Source organism: Suttonella indologenes (genome assembly GCF_900460215.1).
GTDB lineage: Bacteria > Pseudomonadota > Gammaproteobacteria > Cardiobacteriales > Cardiobacteriaceae > Suttonella > Suttonella indologenes.
The window spans coordinates 380,001-400,068 of record NZ_UHIA01000004.1; the positions used below are offsets into that span (position 1 = coordinate 380,001).

Sequence of the window (20,068 nt, forward strand, 5' to 3'; positions counted from 1 at the left end):
GTATAATGGGTCAGCGAGTTACATTCAGTGGCGAGGTTAACTGATTAAGGAAGCCGAAGCGAAAGCGAGTCTGAATAGGGCGTTGAGTCGCTGGGTGTAGACCCGAAACCGGGCGATCTATCCATGGGCAGGTTGAAGGTTGAGTAACATCAACTGGAGGACCGAACCCACGCATGTTGAAAAATGCGGGGATGACCTGTGGATAGGAGTGAAAGGCTAAACAAGCTCGGAGATAGCTGGTTCTCCCCGAAAACTATTGAGGTAGTGCCTTGTGGATTGACTTACGGGGGTAAAGCACTGTTTCGGCTAGGGGGTCACACCGACTTACCAAACCGATGCAAACTCTGAATACCGTAAAGTTTTACCACAGGAGACACACGGCGGGTGCTAACGTCCGTCGTGAAGAGGGAAACAACCCAGACCGCCAGCTAAGGTCCCCAAATTACAGTTCAGTGGGAAACGAAGTGGGAAGGCGAAGACAGCTAGGAGGTTGGCTTAGAAGCAGCCACCCTTTAAAGAAAGCGTAATAGCTCACTAGTCGAGTCGTCCTGCGCGGAAGATTTACCGGGGCTAAACTGTATACCGAAGCTGCGGATGCACGCGAAAGCGTGTGTGGTAGGGGAGCGTTGTGTAGGCTGATGAAGGTGTTTTGAGAAGAATGCTGGAGGTATCACAAGAGCGAATGCTGACATGAGTAACGATAATGCGGGTGAAAAACCCGCACACCGAAAACCCAAGGGTTCCTGCGCAACGCTAATCGGCGCAGGGTGAGTCGGTCCCTAAGGCGAGGCTGAAAAGCGTAGTCGATGGGAAACAGGTTAATATTCCTGTACCGAACAATATTGCGATGGGGGGACGGAGAAAGCTAGGCCAGCACACTGTTGGACGTGTGTTTAAGCGCATAGGTTGAATACCAAGGAAAATCCGGGTATTTAAGACTGAAACGTGATGACGAGTCTCTACGGAGACGAAGTGGTTGATGCTCTGCTTCCAGGAAAAGCCTCTAAGCTTCAGATATTGTTTGACCGTACCCCAAACCGACACAGGTGGGTAGGATGAGAATTCTAAGGTGCTTGAGAGAACTCGGGTAAAGGAACTCGGCAAAATGATACCGTAACTTCGGGAGAAGGTATGCCTCTGACGGTGAATAGCTGTTGGAGGCCGCAGAGAATAGGCCGCTGCGACTGTTTATCAAAAACACAGCACTCTGCAAACACGCAAGTGGACGTATAGGGTGTGACGCCTGCCCGGTGCCGGAAGGTTAATTGATGGGGTGCAAGCTCTTGATCGAAGCCCCGGTAAACGGCGGCCGTAACTATAACGGTCCTAAGGTAGCGAAATTCCTTGTCGGGTAAGTTCCGACCTGCACGAATGGCGTAACGATGGCGGCGCTGTCTCTACCCGAGACTCAGTGAAGTTGAAATCGCTGTGAAGATGCAGTGTACCCGCGGCAAGACGGAAAGACCCCGTGAACCTTCACTACAGCTTGACACTGAACATTGAAATACGTTGCATAGGATAGGTGGGAGGCTATGAAGCAAGAACTCTGGTTTTTGTGGAGCCAACCTTGAAATACCACCCTGCGTATTTTGATGTTCTAACGACGGTCCCTGAATCGGGATCTCAGACAGTGTCTGGTGGGTAGTTTGACTGGGGCGGTCTCCTCCTAAAGAGTAACGGAGGAGTGCGAAGGTGGGCTCGGTACGGTCGGAAATCGTACCAAGAGTGCAAAGGCAGAAGCCCGCTTAACTGCGAGACAGACAAGTCGAGCAGATACGAAAGTAGGTCTTAGTGATCCGGTGGTTCTGAATGGAAGGGCCATCGCTCAACGGATAAAAGGTACTCCGGGGATAACAGGCTGATTCCTCCCAAGAGTCCATATCGACGGAGGAGTTTGGCACCTCGATGTCGACTCATCACATCCTGGGGCTGTAGCAGGTCCCAAGGGTATGGCTGTTCGCCATTTAAAGTGGTACGCGAGTTGGGTTCAGAACGTCGTGAGACAGTTCGGTCCCTATCTGCCGTGGGCGTTGGAGATTTGAAGGAAGCTGTTCTTAGTACGAGAGGACCGGAATGGACGAACCTCTGGTGTACCAGTTGTCATGCCAATGGCATTGCTGGGTAGCTATGTTCGGAAGGGATAACCGCTGAAAGCATCTAAGTGGGAAGCCCCTCCTAAGATAAGATCTCCCTAGACCTTAAAGGTCTCTAAAGATCCGTTGAAGACGACGACGTTGATAGGCTCCATGTGGAAGTGCAGTAATGTATGCAGCTAAGGAGTACTAATTGATCGTGAGGCTTGATCATACAACGCTCAAGTTATTTTGAAGCTTAAAGAATTACGTTGAAGTATCGGTAAGAAAGTGATCGATACATAAATTGAAGTAACCGGTTTTCCTGACATCCATAGAGCTGTGGTCCCACCTGAATCCATGCCGAACTCAGAAGTGAAACGCAGCATCGCCGATGGTAGTGTGGGGTCTCCCCATGTGAGAGTAGGTCAATGTCAGGTTTTTATTCGAAGCCCCTGTAGTAATACAGGGGCTTTTTTATTTATTGCTTTTTGTTAAGTTTAAAATCTCTTACGTTTATGTTCTAATTTTTAGAGCTTAGAGCTTAGAGCTTAGAGCTTAGAGCTTAGAGCTTAGAGCTTAGAGCTTAGAGCTTAGAGCTTAGAGCTTAGAGCTTAGAGCTTAGAGCTTAGAGCTTAGAGCTTAGAGCTTAGAGCTTAGAGCTTAGAGCTTAGAGCTTAGAGCTTAGAGCTTAGAGCTTAGAGCTTAGAGCTTAGAGCTTAGAGCTTAGAGCTTAGAGCTTAGAGCTTAGAGCTTAGAGCTTAGAGCTTAGAGCTTAGAGCTTAGAGCTTAGAGCTTAGAGCTTAGAGCTTAGAGCTTAGAGCTTAGAGCTTAGAGCTTAGAGCTTAGAGCTTAGAGCTTGGAGCTTGGAGCTGGTTCAATTATTACTTAACCTGAGTTTTCGGGATAAGCCACCTCTATTTAGCAGCCGCCAAAGCATTCTTCCCAAACATCTGCGGCTTATACGGAAACAAGCAATATGCCGTTAATCCAGAAATCAGATTCAACAAAAATCCCTTCTCTGAACGATGGCGAGTATGTTCAATTTGGCATAGATTCTTTAACTGATCAAAAATTGTTTCAACAACACATCTTTGTTTTAACAACCTTTTTTGTTCAGGATTTTGGGGCGAGGATTTCATATTCTTTTTCTTGCCTGTCAGTAAAGTGATGTTGTATCTCTTTTCTAAGCAATCGCTTAACTCTTTGCTGATATAGCCTCTATCCCCAACCAACAATCCAAACAGTTTGTTTGCCATTTGTCGTAAGCCTTTACGGTCATCAACATTGCCTGGCGTTAGGCAGAAATTGACTAGCTCTCCTACATGATTAAACACTGCATGAGATACCGTCCCAAAAAGTGTGTCTTTTTGCAAGAAAGTCAGCATAGGCAGTTTAGCTAAAAAGTAATGAATCTGCAAAACGGCTCAATGGGTAACGGTAAGTTGTTTCACCCATATCAATAGCAGTTTTACTCATCAGCGTTAATACAGAATCTACATTGGGCATGCTGTTGCGTATCTTTAAAGTGCGTTTAAAGGATTTGTTCAACCGCTCAATTTGATTGGTGGTGTAAATCATATTTTATACCTCGTTTTCATAATGCAGATAGGTTAAATAGTAGCTTAGCTTGTCCTTATCAGCCAATATGGCAAGAGCTTGCGGGTAGTATTTCTTCCATTTCTGATAACAGGCTTTAGCACGTTCAGTAGATGCCGATAAACTGTCATGTTTGCCCACACAGAAGACGTCTTTTAAATCTTGTGCCAGCTCCGCTCTATGGCTGGTTTTGCTTTGACTGAGTAGGCGTCTTTTCAGGTGCAGTACGCACTTTTGTATGCGGCAGGCAAAGTGTTTTTCAATCCTCTGATCCAGCCCTTTCAAGTCATCGATGATAGCTAACTCAATGCGCTGTATCCCTCTTTCTTTCAGGTCTTGGCAGATGCTGTCCCAAGTGCTGGCAGATTCTGTGGGGGCGTTGTAGATACCGAGCACCTCGCGGGTTTTGTCCAGCTTCACGCCGAGCACAACATAGTACGCTTCGCTAGAGACGGTCTCACGTTTGGTTTTGACGTAGGTGGCATCCAAATAGATGATGGGATAATTAGGCTCTAGCGGTCGTTCTCGAAAGGCTTTCATGTCCTCATACAGGCTTTCGGTGATGCGTGATACCGCGCTTTTGGAAAGCTTTTTGCCATAGATGTTTTCAGTAATGCCTTCGATCTGACGGGTAGTTAAGCCGTTGGCATATAACTCAAAACACAGCTTATTCAGCATATCCTGCTGCTCACGCATGACTTCTAGCAGAAGAGGCTTAAATTGTCCTAAACGATCTCTAGGAATCGCTAACTCAATCTGCTCACCAATACCCAGTCCGCGTAGACTTCGGTAGCCATTAGCTTTATTACCATGGCAATGATTTGAGACTAAAAAGTCCTTGCGCTCGGCTTTCATCAAGCTGTTCAACATAATAGATAGTAGCGTATTGATGCCATTGGGCTTGTTGGTAAAATCATGACAAATTTCTTGTAGCTGCTTTGGGCTTAGTTGTAAACTGTTCATAGGGTCTCTCTCTTTTTTGGATTGCGTTTGCTAAAACATTCTTACAAAAATTTGAGAGACCTTTTCTTTTGCCTCTCATCAGACACACTTTATGGGGCGGTATCAACTTGGAGCTTGGAGCTGGTTCAATTATTACTTAGAGATAAGAGGTAAGGATAATGTTTAAAAAGATGTTAGCTAAAAGAGCAGGGGTTTTAGTCTTATTAGGCATATCGGCAGCGGTATCTGCCAAGGTAAATATCAATACTGCGACGGTAAAGGAATTGTCTCAGTTGAAAGGTATCGGAGAAGCGAAGGCTAAGACAATCGTAGAGTATCGCGAAACCAACGGTGATTTTGCCAAGATTGAGGATCTTGTAGAGTTGTGATACCACCTGATCCCATATCGAACTCAGAAGTGAAACGCAGCATCGCCGATGGTAGTGTAGGGCTTCCCTATGTGAGGGTAGGTCAGCGTCGGTTTTTATTTTTTTGTAGGTGTTGCATGGCTGTCGTCAGCTCGTGTCGTGAGATGTTGGGTTAAGTCCCGCAACGAGCGCAACCCTTATCCTTACTTGCCAGCACTTAGGGTGGGAACTGTGGTTTATGTAATTATTAGGTGTTTTTTGTAATTTATTCTGTGATTGTTTTTAATAAGGAAGAGAATATGAAAAAATCTAAGGGAATATTATTGTTTAGTTTTGTGATTTGTCTTACTGGAGTATTAACGGCTTGGTTTTTGGGGGTATTTGAACCAGAATGGAAGAAATATAGCTTGGAAAGTCCAATGGAAAAAATCTATAAGACGGATACAAAAAATGGAATTAAACATAAAGAAGTTTATAGGCTCAAGGAAGAATACGCTAAATTAGGATTGAAGGGGCTGGTTTATCATTATGAGATTAAAGAAAATCTATTTGAAGAAGGGCTTGAGCCTTCTAGAGAGCAACCTATTTTGTTGTGTAGTGTAGATGTCTATTCCTTATCTAAACCTAAAAAATTATCTGAGTTAAATCAATATGCTTTATCTGATGATATGAAAAACGCCATCAAGCAAAATCCGCAAATTGACTTTTATGTGAAAGAAAAAATCCTAAAAAATGACGATTTCTATAAAGAAACTGTTAAAGAAACGCACATTCATAGCAAATGGTTGCCTGCAAATCTCGTATTCGCTATCAATGCGGAGAATGTTTTTGCAAAAATAGATAGCGACGGCATTATTATTGACAGAACCACCGCTTCAGTGCCTAGACAATGGAAGCAGTTGGAGATATGCCTAAAGGATGTAGAAAGGAAAAATGGTAGAGAATTCGTTAATCCACCAGAATATTGGAATAGTATCAGTCCATCCCGACGCTATGCAGTTGTGGAACAATTTCACCCAAAAGATAACCAAGCTGAGTTTAAGGCTGGACTTATGAGAACTATTTTCTCTGATAAATCGTTTATTCGTATGGATGATAGTATAAATTGTAGTTTTCAATATGATCCACTGGGCTCTCTTGATAATCAATATAGTGATACATATTGGAAAGATAAACCTAAACCTGATGTAGAAACTGACTTAAAAGCAAGGAATCATGCTAGATATATAAACTACAAACAGTATGGAAAAGTTTTCACCACTTGGCAAAAAACTTTCATTGATATTTATAATATTGATGAAAATATGTATGTAAGAGTGTTTTCTGAGTATAGCAATGGATTGCCTTACATACAAAGGTACTGTGAAGAATAATTTTCTTCATATTTATTTAACTTTTTTTAGGGTGGGAACTGTGGTTTATGTAATTATTAGGTGTTTTTTGTAATTTATTCTGTGATTATTTTTAATAAGGAGGAGAATATGAAAAAATCTAAGGTGCTACTATTATTTAGTTTTGTGATTTGTTTTTGCGGAATCATTGCAGCTTTTACTTTGGATAAACAACCTAAAGCAATGAAAGAAATTAACGATGAGAAAATCCTCCGAAAATATATTGACATTCTTTCCTGCGTTCCAGAACAGCAGATAGATAAAGAAGTTATATTTGCCGAAGCTATGAAGCAGTATTGGCAGTATAAGATGGACAAACTTTGGGATGAAGATAAAAATCTAAACAATATTCATAACTTCCCCTATAGAGTGAAAATAGTTGAAGATCATTGCGGATTGAAATTCAACTGGAGGGGTAAACCGTCAAAAATGACTAAAGAAACTTGCTATCCATGGGTGGTGTCTTACAAAGATTTGGATGAACTTTTTCAAGCTCTTCTAAGTCATAAATTTGAATTTCACGGAAATCATAGAGAATATGTTGAAAGTGCATTTCGTCAAAGAATGTATTCTCTTAATGCTAAACCATATAATCCGAAAACCGATGCCAATATTTACTTAGGGGAGCAAAATTTTTCAATCATCAAAAGAGATGGTGCAACTTATACAGATTTTTATCCAGCGGATTGTTGTAGTTTATTATCTTATCAAGAAATAGCAGAAAAAGATGAGAATTATAAAGGAGGAGATTATTTTCTACATTTTATATTTCCTTCCTTACCTAGGGAAGTTTTAACTCAGATTTATTTTTTAGAAATTCGAGCATATACTATAGATGATGTTCAGTATGATGCTGCGTATGAAGGTCTGGGGGCTAATCTTCGTTCAGATTACAATGAAGAGGGGGAGAAGAATAGATTTTTTGAGAGTAAAGAAAAATATAGCTATTCCTACTATCCTGTTTCTCTTTGTGGTAAGGGTATTTTTTCACGATTTTTATTGCAATAGAATGTTGGACAGATTTTGATGTCCCGCATCTGCGATAAGCTGTTGGGTATCCTGTCTTTTGTGAAAGCTATAGTCGGAGAAGTGAAAAAGTAGTACAAGGCGGCGAGCTGCAGGCAGTACAGAGCGTAGAGCAAGGCGAACCAAATCCGTAATACTTTTTCAATTCTTTGACTATATTGCTGTAGAGATTTTAAGGATTATCCAGTTTAATCAGGCTGAAAGCCGGTGTTTCATAAGGGTGGCTGGCGTGCAGGGCGGCGATGACCGCTTCTTTGCATGCTTCGGTCAAGACCATTTCCACGCGCCATTCGGGCAGGCGGCAGAGTTCGCCGTTTTCGCCGATATGCGGATTGCTGCCCGAGAGCGGCAGGAATTGTCCTTCGCCGCGCACTTGCCATGCGCAATGGGCGTAGTTGCCGATTGTGCCGGCACCAGCGGAGAATAGGGCGGCTTTGACGCTTTCCAGCGCGTCCTCGGGAATGTAAGTGATAAGTTGATACATAAGAATTTGAGGTTTAGAGCGGGGTTTTTTGCCGACCTTGGACGTCGAAATTATCTGCTGCCAGCCAGCGCTGAAAGCGGGCTTTGTTTGCCGCCCATTCGCTGTCGAGCATGGAGAACCAAGCGGTGTCGCGGTTGCGTCCGTGATAGACAAGGTGTTGGCGGAAGATACCTTCAAATTGAAAGCCTAAGCGCAAGGCGGCGCGGCGCGAAGGGTCATTGAGGCTGTCGCATTTCCATTCGTAGCGGCGGTAGCGCAGTTGTTCAAAGACGTATTGGGCGAGAAGAAATTGCGCTTCGCCGGCGATGCGCGAACGTTTCAGGGCTTCGCCGTAAATCACGGCGCCGACTTCGACACTGCGGTTGGCGCGGTCGATGCGCATGAGTGAGAATGTGCCTAATGCTTTGCCGTCGGCTTGGTCGATGATGGCGAAGTGATAGGGGTCTTGCGATTGCATCATTTCTTGCATAAAGGCGGAAAAATCATTTTTATCGGCAAAAGGTCCGTATTTTGGGGGTAGATATGTCCAATTTTGCGCCGGCGTTTTATCGTTATAAACCGCCCATAAATCTTCTGTATGCGCTGTACCGATTTTTTCCAGACGGCAGTATTGTCCCTGCAAGAGTTGCACTTGCGGCAGTTCGCCTGCCTGAAAATCCCTCAGGCTTTGCCCGATTGCTTGTCCGTATGCGTTTGTCTGCATTTAATGTGCCTCGTCCCAGTTGCTGCCGATGCCGATGTCCACAATCAGCGGCACGGAGAGGGCATGGGCGTTTTCCATATGGCGGCGGATAATGTCGCTGTACTGCGGCGCCGCTTCTTGCCGCACTTCAAAGACCAGTTCGTCATGCACTTGCATAATCAGGCGGCAGTCGGGATTGTCGCCGAGTTCGCGGTCAATCGCCAGCATGGCGAGTTTGATGATGTCGGCGGCGCTACCTTGCATAGGTGCGTTAATCGCAAGGCGTTCGGCGGCGTTGCGGCGCTGTTGGTTTTTGCTGTTGATGTCGGGAATGTAGAGGCGGCGACCGAGGAGGGTTTCGGCATAGCCTTGTTGGCGGGCGGCGCTGCGGGCATTGTCCATGTAGTCGCGGACTTTGGGATAACGGGCGAAATAGGTGTCGATATAGCCGGCGGCTTCTTGGCGGCTGATGCCGAGTTGCCGCGCGAGTCCGAAAGCGCTCATGCCGTAAATCAGTCCGAAGTTGATGGCTTTGGCATTGCGACGGTGTTCGCGGTCGATGTGTTCGGGGTCGCCGCCAAAGATTTCGGCGGCGGTGGCGGCGTGAATGTCTTTGCCTTCTTTAAAGGCTTGAATCAGTCCTTCGTCGCCTGAGAGATGCGCCATGATGCGCAGTTCAATCTGCGAGTAGTCTGCCGCCAAGAGATAGTAGCCCGATTCGGCGATAAAGGCTTGGCGGATGCGCCGCCCTTCGGCGCTGCGCACGGGGATGTTCTGCAAATTGGGGTCGGAGGAGGAGAGTCGTCCTGTGCTGGTAACGGCTTGATGGTAGCTGGTGTGAATCCGTCCTGTGTGCGCCTGAATGAGTTCGGGCAGTTTGTCGGTGTAGGTGGATTTGAGTTTGGCGAGGCTGCGGTGCTCCAAGATGATTTTTGGTAATGCGGCATGATGTTCTTGGGCGAGGATTTCCAGCGTGCTTTCATTGGTGCTGGGCTGACCTTTGGGCGTTTTTTCCACGACGGGCAAGCCCAAGCGTTCAAAGAGAATTTCCTGTAATTGCTTGGGCGAGCCGAGGTTGAATTCGCTGCCTGCCAAATCGTAGGCACGGCTTTCTAAATCTTTGAGCTGTATCTCGATTTCCGCGCTTTGCTGCACAAGCCGCTTGCTGTCGATTTTTACGCCGCGCGCTTCCATGCGGTATAAAACGGCGGACAGCGGCGCTTCAATTGTTTGATATAGGGCGGCAAGCGAATCGTTTTGCGCCAATTGGCGAGAAAAATGTTCGTATAAACGCAGGGTAATGTCGGCATCTTCGCAGGCATAATGAGCGGCGCGTTCGATATCGATTTGGTCAAAAGTCAGCTGTTTTGCGCCTTTGCCGGCCAGCGTTTCAAAACTGGTGGTCTGATAATTCAGGTAATAATGCGCGAGGTCGTCCATATTATGCCGTGTGGCGGTGCTGTTATGGCAATAGCTCATCAGCATGGTATCGTCGATATTACCTGCCAATTCAATCCCTTCTTTGGCGAGAATATGGCGGTCGTATTTAATATGTTGTCCGATTTTGCCGACGGCGGGGTTTTCCAATAATGGCTTGAGCGCGGCAAGGCTTTCTTGATAGGGCAGGTTTTGCGTCAGTTGATGGCGCAGCGGCAAATAATAAGCTTCGCCTGCCTGATGCGCGAGGCTGATGCCGACCAATTGCGCCTGCATGTAATTCAAAGCGGTGGTTTCCGTGTCTAAGGCGAAGTGCGGAAGTCGGCTGAATTTGTCAATCAGCTTCTGTAAATCTGGCATATTATCAATAATTTGATAATTCTGCTCCGTCGCCTGCATAGGACTGGGGGCAGGGGATTGCTCTTTTATCGGATTGAGGTATTTCTGCTTAATCGCATTCAAATCAAATTGATTGCAGAGCTGCTCAATTTTGGTCGGATTGGGGCTGTACAAGGCAAGATCGGCAATGTCGGTGGCGATATTGACATCGCAATCAATTGTCGCCAAGCGATAAGACAGGCACAGTTGCTCAATTCCTTGGCGCAGATTGTCGCCGATTTTGCCGCCGATTTTGCTGGCATTGTGAATAATATTTTCCACGCTGCCGTATTCTTTCAGCCATTTGGCGGCGGTTTTCGGCCCGACCTTATCCACGCCGGGAATATTGTCCGCCGTATCGCCGACCAGCGCTAAAAAATCCACTACTTGATTGGCGTTCAGCGCATCGACTTTAAAACGCTGCGCGACATCGGCGGCGGTGGTCGCCTCGTTTTTCATCGTATCAATCAGGCTGATATCGGCATGGCTGAGCAATTGTGCCATATCCTTGTCGCCGGAAGAAATCAACACCTGATAATTCTGCGCCAAAGCGCGGGCGGCAAGCGTACCGATGACATCATCCGCCTCCACGCCGCTTTCCATAATCAGCGGAAAACCCAAAGCGCGGATCAATTCGTGCAAAGGCTCGATTTGCACCCGCAAATCATCGGGCATGGGCGGGCGGTTTGCCTTGTAAGCGGGGAACATCTCATGGCGGAAAGTCTTGCCCTTAGCATCGAAGACCACGGCAAAATACACCGGCTGATAATCCTCATAGAGCTTGGCAAGCATTTTAATCACGCCGTGCAAGGCGCCGGTCGGCTGTCCCTCGCGATTCGTTAAAGGCGGCAAACCGTGAAACGCGCGGAATAGATACGAAGAACCATCTACCAAAACAACCAAACGATTAGAATCCAACATGCCCTGCTCCGAAAAAACAAGGCGCTACTTTAGCATAAAGCAGCGCCGTTACGGCAACTATAGTCAAAGAATTGAAAAAGTATTACGGCGTTGGCTCGCCTTGCCGTACGCTCTTGTACTGTCTGCGGCTCGCCGCCTTGTACTACTTTTTCACTTCTCCGACTATAAGTCAGAAAGAATAAGATGGGTTAACTTAAATGAACATAGATTCTTATCAAATTTATCAAAATTTTGCATAAACAAGAGTATCAAACATTTTTTATTGTTTTTTAATAAATTTTCGTGGTGAAATTACTCTTTTGTGAATTTTTTTCCTAAAACAAGCACGTGATTTATTAATGAAATGAAGAAAATATTTTTTCAAAAATAAATTTAAATAAAAATTATTTATAGAAGACTTGTTATTAGTTAAATCACTTGAGAAATTTCCTAGTTTTGAACCTTGAAAAACTAATGCTTGCTTAGACCAATAGGTTTGAATACCAATATCTGCATAATGCTCTGTAATAAAAGCATCTGCAGGTAGGTGAATTCCTTTGTGTTCTTGTAGTTGCTCATCGATATATTCATAGCATTTTTTTGCTGCTATTGGGCTGATTAAATAAGCTCCTGCTAGTTTAGTACCTTTCATTTCTACAAGATCATAAAAAAAATACCATAACGGAATATCATCCGTGGTAAATTCTATATTAATATAAAATGCTTCATTATCAGAAAAATAATTTAGTAAGTGCTGAGATTTAATAAGTAGATTTTTAGAAAAAATAGCATCATCTTCAATTACTAATCCTGCCTGACCGCTAGTTGCGATTTGTTTAAAAGCTGCGTAGTGTTTATAAAAACAGGATTTTGCGCCAATTGACTGCTGAAAATCATAGCGTACATAGGGGGATTGTGCATTTTGACTATCCGTAAAAAAATCGACAGGAAAATCTGTTATCCAAATTAATTGATAATTATCTGTAAGTGCAGCGCATTGCTGTAAAATAGATTGTTTTCGAATATGATAAATCTCTCTATCTTCATGTATGCAATAAATATTCATTAATTATACTATAGTTTTTTTATAATATTAAAAAAGCGCTTCAAAAAGAAGCGCTTTTGAGGTTTAGGATTGCATTGTCGGTTTTTCGCGTTTGCGGATATGCAGTTCTTTTAATTGCGCATCGCCGGCTTCGGAAGGGGCTTCGGTCAGCGGACACCAAGCGGTTTGCGTTTTCGGGAATGCCATTACGTCGCGGATAGATTTTGCACCGGTCATGAGCATAATCAAGCGGTCAAGCCCGAATGCCAGTCCGCCGTGCGGCGGTGCGCCGTATTTCAGGGCATTGAGGAGGAAGCCGAATTTTTCTTGGGCTTCTTCTTTATCGATGCCGAGGCTTTTCAATACGCGTTCTTGAACATCGGCGCGGTGGATACGGATAGAGCCGCCGCCTAATTCTGTGCCGTTTAAGACCATGTCGTAGGCGCGCGAGAGTACGCCGCCCGGGTTGTTGTCGAGTTCGGACAAATCGTCGGTTTTGGGTGCGGTGAATGGGTGATGCACGGAATACCAGCGTCCGTCTTTTTCATCGAATTCAAACATCGGGAAGTCCACTACCCATAGCGGTGCCCATTCGCAGGTAAGCATGTCTAAATCTTTGCCGATTTGAATGCGCAAAGCGCCCATGGCGTCATTGACGATGCCGGTTTTATCCGCGCCGAAGAAGACTAAATCGCCGTTTTGTGCGCCGACTCTTTGTAGGATTTCAAAGGCGATTTCACCTTCTTTGCCGCCTTCTTTGGTCAGGAATTTGACGATGGGGCTTTGCAGTCCTTCTACATTGCTGAGGTCGTTGACTTTGATGTATGCCAAGCCTTTAGCGCCGTAGCGTCCGACAAAGGCGGTGTAGTCGTCAATGGCTTTGCGTGTGAGTTCTGCACCTTTGGGAATTTTCAAGGCGACAACGCGTCCGTTGCCTTGTTTGGCAACGCCGGCAAAGACTTTGAATTGGCTGTCTTTAACCAAATCGTCAATGTCCACCAGTTCTAAGGGGATACGCATATCGGGTTTGTCGGAGGCGAAGCGGCGCATGGCTTCGGCATAGGTCATGCGCGGGAAGGGGTTTTGCAGTTCGACGCCCAGATGTTCTTGGAAGATTTGGCGAATCATGTTTTCCATCAGCTGCATGATGTCTTCTTCGTTTAGGAAGGAGGTTTCGATATCCAACTGGGTAAATTCCGGCTGGCGGTCGGCGCGCAGGTCTTCGTCGCGGAAGCAGCGCACGATTTGGTAGTAGCGGTCAAAACCGCTCATCATCAGCATTTGTTTGAAGAGTTGCGGCGATTGCGGCAGGGCGAAGAATTTGCCCGGGTGGGTGCGCGAGGGTACGAGGTAGTCGCGTGCGCCTTCGGGGGTGGCTTTGGTCAGCATCGGGGTTTCAATGTCTAAAAAGCCTTTGTCGTCTAAATAGCGGCGCAGAGAGGAGGCGACTTTGCTGCGCAGAATGAGGTTTTTTTGCATTTGCGGACGGCGTAAATCAATGGTGCGGTTTTTCAGGCGCACTTCTTCCGAAATTTCGCTCATGTCGTCTAATTGGAAAGGCGGGGTGGGTGATTCGGAGAGTACGTCCAGCACTTTGCCGAGAATTTCGATTTTGCCGCTGGGCATGTCGGGGTTTTCCGTGCCTGCCGGACGCAGACGCACGCGGCCTTCAATCGATAAGCAGAATTCGTTGCGCACTTGCTCGGCTTTGGCGAAGGCTTCTTCGGTGTCGGGGTCGATGACGATTTGCACCAGTCCGCTGCGATCGCGCAGGTCGATGAAAATCACGCCGCCATGATCGCGGCGGCGGTGTACCCAGCCCGCAACGCGGACGGTTTGCCCGTCAAGGGCTTCAGTGACTTCACTGGCATATTGGCTTCTAAAACTCATGGTACTTCCTAAATTTTGGACAAAGTCTTGTAAAAAACGGCTTATTGTAGCACTGAATACCTGCCTTTACTGGCTTAAAAATGCCTCGACTTGCTTTAACAGCGCCGCTGTGCAACCGCTTTGCAGGGGATTGTGGATTTGCAGGGGGATAGCGGCTTGCAGGCGGTTGTTCATCCACGTGATTTGCCGCTTGGCTAATTGGCGTGTGGCGATAATGGCGGCTTCCAAGGCTTGCGCTTGGCTGCATTCGCCCGCCAAATGTGCCCAGAATTGGCGGTAGCCGACGCTGCGCATGGAGACGCTTTCTGATGTTAATTGCGGTCGAGCGCGCAGGGCGGCGACTTCTTCGATGAATCCCTGCGCCAGCATGTCTTGCAAACGCAGGGCGATGCGTTCGTGCAATAGGCTGCGTTCGCAATTAAAGCCGATGGCGAGGGTTTGCCAAGCGGGGGCTAATTTTTCTTGGGCGGCAAATAATTGCTGCGGCGTTTGTCCGGTAAGCAGCATTAATTCGCTAAAACGTATCAGGCGTTGGCGGTCATTAGGCGAGATTTGTGCGGCGGTAATCGGGTCGCGTTGTTCTAAGTCGGCATATAAGGTTTTGCCGTTGTCGGCGGCAAATTGCGCTTCGATGGCGGCACGGCTGTCGGCGGTAGAGGCGGGTAAATCCGCCAATCCTTCAAAGAGTGCCAGAAAATACAGCATCGTACCACCGACTAAGACGGGGATTTTGCCCTGCTGATGGGCAAGCGCGATTTGTGTTTGGGCATCGCGGCAGAATTGTGCGGCGGAATAGACCTCTTCCGGCTCGAGAATGTCGATTAAGGCATGGGGATAGCGTGCCAAGGTCGCGGCATCGGGCTTTGCCGTGCCGATGTTCATGCCGCGATAAATTTGCGCGGCATCTACGCTAATCAAATGTACGGGGAAATGTTCTGCCAAAGCAAAGGCAAAGGCGGTTTTGCCGACGGCGGTAGGCCCGAGCAGGCAGATTAATGGTAATGGAGCGGTGTCTTGCATGGTGTATATCGTAAAAAAAACAGCACCGGAAAAGCCGGTGCTGCATGAATTATCACACTTCCATCGGAATAAACAAAATGGAATAGAGGATAATGACCAAAACTCCCGCCAACAAAGGCACGCTGGTGCGCTTAAGCAATAACAAAGGCGAGATTTTTGCCGCACCAGAGACCGCCACAATCACGCCCGAGACAGGAGAAAGGGAACGTCCCGTATTGGATACCTGCATCATAGGGGCAATCAGATAAGCGGGGTTGATGCCCAATTGCGCGGCTAATTGCGGTGCCAATTCCACAAAGGCAAAGAAGGCGGCATTGCCCGAACCGGCAGCAACGCTGACTAATAAGGTAATAATCACAAGAGCAATCATCATCACTAATCCCGCCGCGCCGAATCCGCCGACCAAATCGATGAGCGCTTTGGTAAAGCCGATAACGCTGAGGCTGTGGGCAAAAATACCGGCGGCGACTAAGAGCACGACGACACCGGAAAATGCTTCGCTCATGCCTTGATAGCAAACTTCCAATCCCTCGAAGGTTTTTTTCGTATCAAAACTGCGGATAAATTCGATAAGGGCGGTGAGAATAATTGTCAGCACCACAATCGCGCCTAAAGACATTTCGGGCAGGGTATAGTCGCCGATGCTTAATTTGCCGTTAAAAAACAGAATTAAGATAATCGGCATAAAGGGCAGAATGAAATAAAACGTAGGGGCTTGCCTTTCTTCGATACCTGACTGTGCCGCCTGCATTGCCATATTGTCGCTATTGCCCAATAGTCCTTCTTTGCGGTCGCAATAACGTTGCCAGAAGAAATGCACAATCGCTACCACGATAATGGTGATAATCGACATCGGCAAAATGGTTTTAAATGAAAAAGCGATTAAATCGGCATTGGCTTTTTCCGCCGCCAAGACCACATCGGCGGAAGTGGGCGATAAATTAACGACGGTTGTGGTGCCGCAAATCGCAGCGGCGGAAGGCACGCTGATGCCCATGCGCACCATAATCGGAAATAAGGTTGCCATTAAAAAGACGCCTAAGGCGGTGGCGGAATTGATGGCAAAAGACATGAAAGAACCTAAGATAAAACCGCCGACCAATAAGAGATAAGGCGATTTGATATGCTTTAAGGGCTTGGATAAGACGCGAATGACCACGCCGTTTGCCCCCACATGGCTCATATAGGCGGAAAAACCGATGAGCACCATGATTATCAGCCCCAAGCCACCGCCGCGACTGGAAAATAAATTGTAAATATAGGTGCTGATGTCATGAAAGAAAATGCCTGTGGCTTTATCAATTGGCGCTTTGCCGCTGAAAGCGCCGATAATCAATAAGGCGATGCCGGCGGTAAATAATACGCCTTTGGCATTGTAGCCCTTGATAATCGTATAACCGACAATAAAGATGGCAATTGCGCCTAATAGAATGGGAAACATGGTTTTCTCCTAATTTATTGATGGGCAAAACGCTGAATGATATTGAGCACAACATTCAAAGACAGATTCATCACGTCAATCGAAACGTATTCAAAGCGACCGTGAAAATTCGCACCGCCGGTAAATAAATTCGGCGTCGGCAAACCTTTGAAAGACAGTTGTGCGCCGTCTGTGCCGCCGCGAATCGGTTCGCATAGCGGCGTGATGCCCAAATCCTTCATGGCGGCTTCGGCAATCTCAATCAATTTTGGGTGTTGAGAGACTTTTTCATGCATATTTTGGTATTGGTCGCTGATGCTGAGGCTGGCGAAGTCCTCGCCGTATTTTTGCTGCAAAGCGGCGAAGGTATGATGAAAAGCCGCTTTCTTCTCCTGCATGCCTTCTGCGCTGAAATCGCGCAATAAATAGTGCAGATGCGCGGCTTCCAAAGTGCCGGAAATATCGTGCAGGAAAATAAAGCCTTCGCGGCCGCTGCTGTTTTCGGGTCTTAAATGTGGCGGCAAAGCCTGATGAAATTCCACCGCACGCTCAAAGCCGTTAATCATTTTGTCTTTTGCCGAACCGGGGTGGATATTCAAGCCGTGAAAGGTCAGTGCCACTTTTGCCGCATTGAAATTCTCATATTGCAATTCGCCTAAGCTGCTGCCGTCCAAAGTGTAGGCGATATCCGCACCGAAGGCTTGCACATCAAAATGATGCGGCCCACGTCCGATTTCTTCGTCGGGCGTAAAGCCGATGCGGATTTTGCCATGTTCGATTTCAGGATGGGCGAGCAAATATTTCATTGCGCAGAGAATAATCGCAATGCCTGCCTTATCGTCCGCGCCTAATAACGTGCTGCCGTCTGCGGTCATCAGGCGGTGTCCGATTAAAGCCTGCAAAGCAGGATAATCGCGTGGCGACAAATATTCGCCGCTGCCGGCAAGCAAAATATCGTCGCCGTCATAATTGTGAATGATTTGAGGCTTGACCGCTTCGCCGCTGTAATCCGGCGAAGTATCCACATGCGCCAGCAACCCTAAAACGGGAATCGCTTTGTCGGTATTCGCCGGCAGAGTGGCAAATAAATAGCCTTTATCGTCAAGGCTAATCTCGCTTAGTCCCATGGCTTGCATTTCTTGTTCCAGCAATTTGAGCAAATCCCATTGGCAGGCGGTACTTGGCGTCGTGTCGCTGTGCGGGTCGGAAATCGTATTGATGCGCACATAGCGATCAAGGTGTTGTGTTAATTCCTGTGTCATTTCTGTGTGAATCATATGCAGGCTCCTTGCTTTTATGAGGATATTGTCATCTTAGCAATGATAAAAGAATATGACAATTTCTCTTATGGCTTCAGGCGATAGATAGTCAAAATAATTTTTTAAAGCGCTGATTGATCTCTTCAATCGTGTTTTGATTGCGCCCGATGATAATCGAGGGTTCATTGATGTAAAACAGCAGCATCGGCTCATCGCTTAAGCGGTTCTCCACCAAATACGTTTCCAAAGAGATATTGATGCTAGGGTCGGTGGTGTCTTTATTATCAACAAAATACATAATCGTTTCTCTATAAATTAAAATTCGCTTCTGATGATGGTTTATTATTTAAATTTAAAAACAATACATCAATTTTTTATTTTGATTTTTTAAATTGCGAAAAAATCCGGTCTATATTTTTAGCTTGTTTAATGCGTATTTAAAGGCTGCAAAATATCTTGAATGCCTTGCATATTGCTGGCTGAAACAGTCGATGCTGTCGGCATGTTCTATCGTCGGAGAAGTGAAAAAAGTAGTGCAAGAGAGCCAACACCGTAATGCTTTTTCAATTCTTCGACTATATACTATAAGTCGGCTGCATTAGAGCAAAAATCGCTGTTATTATTTATGCTTTGGGCGCAGACAGTTTCATCACGATGACGCCGCTGACAATCATCGCAGCGCCGATCCAACGTCCGAATGAGGCGGCATCGTTAAAAAAGACGATGCCGATTAAAAATGCGCCCACTGCGCCGATGCCAGTCCAAACAGCATAGGCGGTACCCATGGGAATTTTTTTCTGTGCAAGAAAGAGCAGGTAGCCGCTGGCGGCCATAAAGCCTGCGGCTATCAATAAGCCTAGTAGCAAATAGCCGTCGTTTTGCGCCAGTTTCAAGCCTAAAGGCCAACCGATTTCCAATAGTCCGGCGGCAAGCAGAAATGCCCAATGCATTTAGCCCGCCAATTTCATCATAATGACACCGCCGATAATCAGGCAGGCGCCGAGCCAGCGTCCCCAATGGCTGTTGTCTTTGAAAAAAACGATGCCGATTAAAAATGCGCCCACTGCGCCTATGCCTGTCCAAACGGCATAGGCGGTGCCCATGGGAATGCTTTTTTGCGCCAAATAAAGCAGAAAACCGCTGATGCCAAGAAAAGCGGCGGCGATAACGGTGCCGAGTAGGCGTTTGCCATCTTGTTGAGCGAGTTTTAAACCCAGAGGCCAGCCGATTTCGGCGATGCCGGCGCTAATTAAATAAATCCAAGCCATTGGGAAGAAAAATGAAATGGCGATTTAAATTTTCGGCTTGGCGTTGATGCGTTGCCAGAAAGAGGGCTGTTTGTGTATGTCGCCGTTGAGGTAGTGTCGGATTTCTTTGTCTTGCAGTTTGTCGGCAAAGTTCAGGCGCAGCACGGCTTCGGCATCTTGGGCGAGGGCGGTTTCGCCCATTTCGCGGTAGGCGCGGCTCATGGCAGCAAGGGCGTAGGGTGCGCTTTGGCTTTGTTCGTATTCTTCCAATACTTGTTTGTAGCGATTAATGGCGGCGATATAGGTGCCGCGGCGCAGGTAGTAATTGGCGACTTCCAGCGTGTGTTCGCCCAAGAGGTTATGGATGAAGACCATGCGCGCTCGCGCGTCTTCGGCGTATTCGCTTTGCGGGTATTTGTCGGCGACTTCGGCAAAGGTGTTGAAGGCGGTTTTCAGCGCTTCAGGGTCGGTTTGCGAGAGGTTGGTCGGCATCAGGCGGTCGAAGAAGGAGACGTTGCGTTCGTATTCCACGACGCCGCGCAGGAAGAGGGCATAGTCCGCATAAGGGTGTTGCGGATAGGTGTGCAAAAATTCGTTGAGTTTTTCGATGGCTTTATCTGGCTCCGAGTTTTTGTAATGCACGTAGGCGATGTCGAGAATGCTTTGCTGCGCTAAAGAGCCGTAGGGGAAGCGCGCCAGCAGTTTGTCGTAGTAATCCACGGCGGCGGTGTAGGAACCGCCTTCGCGTTCCGCTTTGGCGGCTTCGTAGAGCTGGTTGGCGCTCCAGCCGATGGTGCGGTCTTGTTTGAGTGAACTGCAGCCAAAGAGAATAGCTGAAGCGGTGCTGAGCAGAAGAAAATGGCGCACTCGCATGTAGAAACTCCGTTACAATGAAAAGCCCTATTATA

General features: G+C 46.8%; 14 protein-coding genes, 3 rRNA genes, 4 pseudogenes and 1 other annotated feature (1 of these 22 running past the window's edge). Of the genes and pseudogenes, 6 read left to right on the forward strand and 15 right to left on the reverse strand.

The window, feature by feature from the left end; all coding sequences use genetic code 11:
* Positions 1–2,307, forward strand: a 23S ribosomal RNA gene (locus DYC63_RS05925) (it extends 551 nt beyond the left edge of the window).
* An 89-nt stretch (positions 2,308–2,396) separates the two neighbouring features.
* Positions 2,397–2,512: ribosomal RNA gene (gene rrf / locus DYC63_RS05930) — 5S ribosomal RNA — on the forward strand.
* A gap of 477 nt (positions 2,513–2,989) precedes the next feature.
* Here rrf (DYC63_RS05930) and DYC63_RS05935 read toward each other — a convergent pair.
* Complete coding sequence (locus DYC63_RS05935; protein ID WP_115218390.1) at positions 2,990–3,460, reverse strand: IS982 family transposase; 471 nt, start codon at positions 3,458–3,460, stop codon at positions 2,990–2,992.
* A gap of 7 nt (positions 3,461–3,467) precedes the next feature.
* Positions 3,468–4,634: pseudogene (locus DYC63_RS05945) on the reverse strand (IS256 family transposase).
* A 170-nt stretch (positions 4,635–4,804) separates the two neighbouring features.
* On the opposite strand from DYC63_RS05945, the pseudogene DYC63_RS13530 reads away from it, so the two are divergent.
* The 4 genes and pseudogenes from DYC63_RS13530 to DYC63_RS05965 form a co-directional block, all read left to right on the forward strand.
* Positions 4,805–4,951 (forward strand): annotated as a pseudogene (locus DYC63_RS13530) (ComEA family DNA-binding protein); the annotation flags it as partial.
* A gap of 27 nt (positions 4,952–4,978) precedes the next feature.
* Positions 4,979–5,096 (forward strand): 5S ribosomal RNA (rrf, locus tag DYC63_RS05955).
* A 27-nt stretch (positions 5,097–5,123) separates the two neighbouring features.
* Positions 5,124–5,287 (forward strand) — a sequence feature (16S ribosomal RNA rRNA prediction is too short).
* A complete protein-coding gene (locus DYC63_RS05960; RefSeq protein WP_115218393.1) occupies positions 5,281–6,354 on the forward strand; it encodes a hypothetical protein in 1,074 nt (357 codons plus the stop codon). (Overlaps the previous feature by 7 nt.)
* A 108-nt stretch (positions 6,355–6,462) precedes the next feature.
* The gene (locus tag DYC63_RS05965) at positions 6,463–7,380 is read left to right on the forward strand and encodes a hypothetical protein (protein ID WP_115218394.1); all 918 of its coding nucleotides are present in this window, start codon (positions 6,463–6,465) and stop codon (positions 7,378–7,380) included.
* 190 nt (positions 7,381–7,570) lie between these two features.
* Here the strand turns inward: DYC63_RS05965 and DYC63_RS05970 are convergent, their stop codons facing one another.
* From DYC63_RS05970 to DYC63_RS06025, 13 genes and pseudogenes are all read right to left on the reverse strand, one after another.
* Positions 7,571–7,882, reverse strand: coding sequence for a YqfO family protein (locus DYC63_RS05970; protein ID WP_115218395.1), 312 nt, complete (start codon positions 7,880–7,882; stop codon positions 7,571–7,573).
* Between the two features lie 13 nt (positions 7,883–7,895).
* Positions 7,896–8,585, reverse strand: coding sequence for a GNAT family N-acetyltransferase (locus tag DYC63_RS05975; protein WP_115218396.1), 690 nt, complete (start codon positions 8,583–8,585; stop codon positions 7,896–7,898).
* On the reverse strand, positions 8,586–11,300 hold the full coding sequence (polA, locus tag DYC63_RS05980) for a DNA polymerase I (protein WP_115218397.1): 2,715 nt from the start codon (positions 11,298–11,300) through the stop codon (positions 8,586–8,588). It abuts the gene before it with no gap.
* Positions 11,301–11,356: 56 nt separating this feature from the next.
* Positions 11,357–11,473: pseudogene (locus DYC63_RS13750) on the reverse strand (IS30 family transposase); the annotation flags it as partial.
* Positions 11,474–11,559: 86 nt separating this feature from the next.
* Positions 11,560–12,345, reverse strand: coding sequence for a glycosyltransferase family 25 protein (locus DYC63_RS05985; protein ID WP_115218398.1), 786 nt, complete (start codon positions 12,343–12,345; stop codon positions 11,560–11,562).
* 63 nt (positions 12,346–12,408) lie between these two features.
* Positions 12,409–14,214, reverse strand: a complete 1,806-nt coding sequence (gene aspS, locus DYC63_RS05990) for an aspartate--tRNA ligase (protein ID WP_115218399.1) — start codon at positions 14,212–14,214, stop codon at positions 12,409–12,411.
* A 66-nt stretch (positions 14,215–14,280) separates the two neighbouring features.
* A complete protein-coding gene (gene miaA, locus DYC63_RS05995; RefSeq protein ID WP_115218400.1) occupies positions 14,281–15,234 on the reverse strand; it encodes a tRNA (adenosine(37)-N6)-dimethylallyltransferase MiaA in 954 nt (317 codons plus the stop codon).
* A 52-nt stretch (positions 15,235–15,286) separates the two neighbouring features.
* A complete protein-coding gene (dcuC, locus tag DYC63_RS06000; protein ID WP_115218401.1) occupies positions 15,287–16,675 on the reverse strand; it encodes an anaerobic C4-dicarboxylate transporter DcuC in 1,389 nt (462 codons plus the stop codon).
* Positions 16,676–16,689: 14 nt separating this feature from the next.
* Positions 16,690–17,916: a peptidase T gene (gene pepT, locus DYC63_RS06005; RefSeq protein ID WP_115219479.1), complete on the reverse strand. Its 1,227-nt coding sequence runs from the start codon at positions 17,914–17,916 to the stop codon at positions 16,690–16,692.
* A 121-nt stretch (positions 17,917–18,037) separates the two neighbouring features.
* Positions 18,038–18,211: pseudogene (locus tag DYC63_RS06010) on the reverse strand (lipoyl protein ligase domain-containing protein); the annotation flags it as partial.
* A gap of 325 nt (positions 18,212–18,536) precedes the next feature.
* The gene (locus DYC63_RS06015; protein WP_115218402.1) at positions 18,537–18,863 is read right to left on the reverse strand and encodes a DMT family transporter; all 327 of its coding nucleotides are present in this window, start codon (positions 18,861–18,863) and stop codon (positions 18,537–18,539) included.
* Positions 18,864–19,181 carry a DMT family transporter gene (locus DYC63_RS06020; protein WP_115218403.1) on the reverse strand — a complete coding sequence of 106 codons (318 nt, stop codon included), beginning with the start codon at positions 19,179–19,181 and terminating at the stop codon, positions 18,864–18,866.
* Positions 19,182–19,205: 24 nt separating this feature from the next.
* Positions 19,206–20,033 (reverse strand): outer membrane protein assembly factor BamD, encoded by an 828-nt coding sequence (locus DYC63_RS06025; protein WP_115218404.1) that lies wholly within the window; start codon positions 20,031–20,033, stop codon positions 19,206–19,208.
* Positions 20,034–20,068 lie beyond the last annotated feature (35 nt).

Bases quoted from the DNA above. Each gene is read 5' to 3' on its own strand.
- DYC63_RS05935 (WP_115218390.1), bottom strand. From the start codon at position 3,460: ATGCTGACTTTCTTGCAAAAAGACACACTTTTTGGGACGGTATCTCAT.
- DYC63_RS05960 (WP_115218393.1), top strand. From the start codon at position 5,281: ATGAAAAAATCTAAGGGAATATTATTGTTTAGTTTTGTGATTTGTCTT.
- DYC63_RS05965 (WP_115218394.1), top strand. From the start codon at position 6,463: ATGAAAAAATCTAAGGTGCTACTATTATTTAGTTTTGTGATTTGTTTT.
- DYC63_RS05970 (WP_115218395.1), bottom strand. From the start codon at position 7,882: ATGTATCAACTTATCACTTACATTCCCGAGGACGCGCTGGAAAGCGTC.
- DYC63_RS05975 (WP_115218396.1), bottom strand. From the start codon at position 8,585: ATGCAGACAAACGCATACGGACAAGCAATCGGGCAAAGCCTGAGGGAT.
- polA (WP_115218397.1), bottom strand. From the start codon at position 11,300: ATGTTGGATTCTAATCGTTTGGTTGTTTTGGTAGATGGTTCTTCGTAT.
- DYC63_RS05985 (WP_115218398.1), bottom strand. From the start codon at position 12,345: ATGAATATTTATTGCATACATGAAGATAGAGAGATTTATCATATTCGA.
- aspS (WP_115218399.1), bottom strand. From the start codon at position 14,214: ATGAGTTTTAGAAGCCAATATGCCAGTGAAGTCACTGAAGCCCTTGAC.
- miaA (WP_115218400.1), bottom strand. From the start codon at position 15,234: ATGCAAGACACCGCTCCATTACCATTAATCTGCCTGCTCGGGCCTACC.
- dcuC (WP_115218401.1), bottom strand. From the start codon at position 16,675: ATGTTTCCCATTCTATTAGGCGCAATTGCCATCTTTATTGTCGGTTAT.
- pepT (WP_115219479.1), bottom strand. From the start codon at position 17,916: ATGACACAGGAATTAACACAACACCTTGATCGCTATGTGCGCATCAAT.
- DYC63_RS06015 (WP_115218402.1), bottom strand. From the start codon at position 18,863: ATGCATTGGGCATTTCTGCTTGCCGCCGGACTATTGGAAATCGGTTGG.
- DYC63_RS06020 (WP_115218403.1), bottom strand. From the start codon at position 19,181: ATGGCTTGGATTTATTTAATTAGCGCCGGCATCGCCGAAATCGGCTGG.
- DYC63_RS06025 (WP_115218404.1), bottom strand. From the start codon at position 20,033: ATGCGAGTGCGCCATTTTCTTCTGCTCAGCACCGCTTCAGCTATTCTC.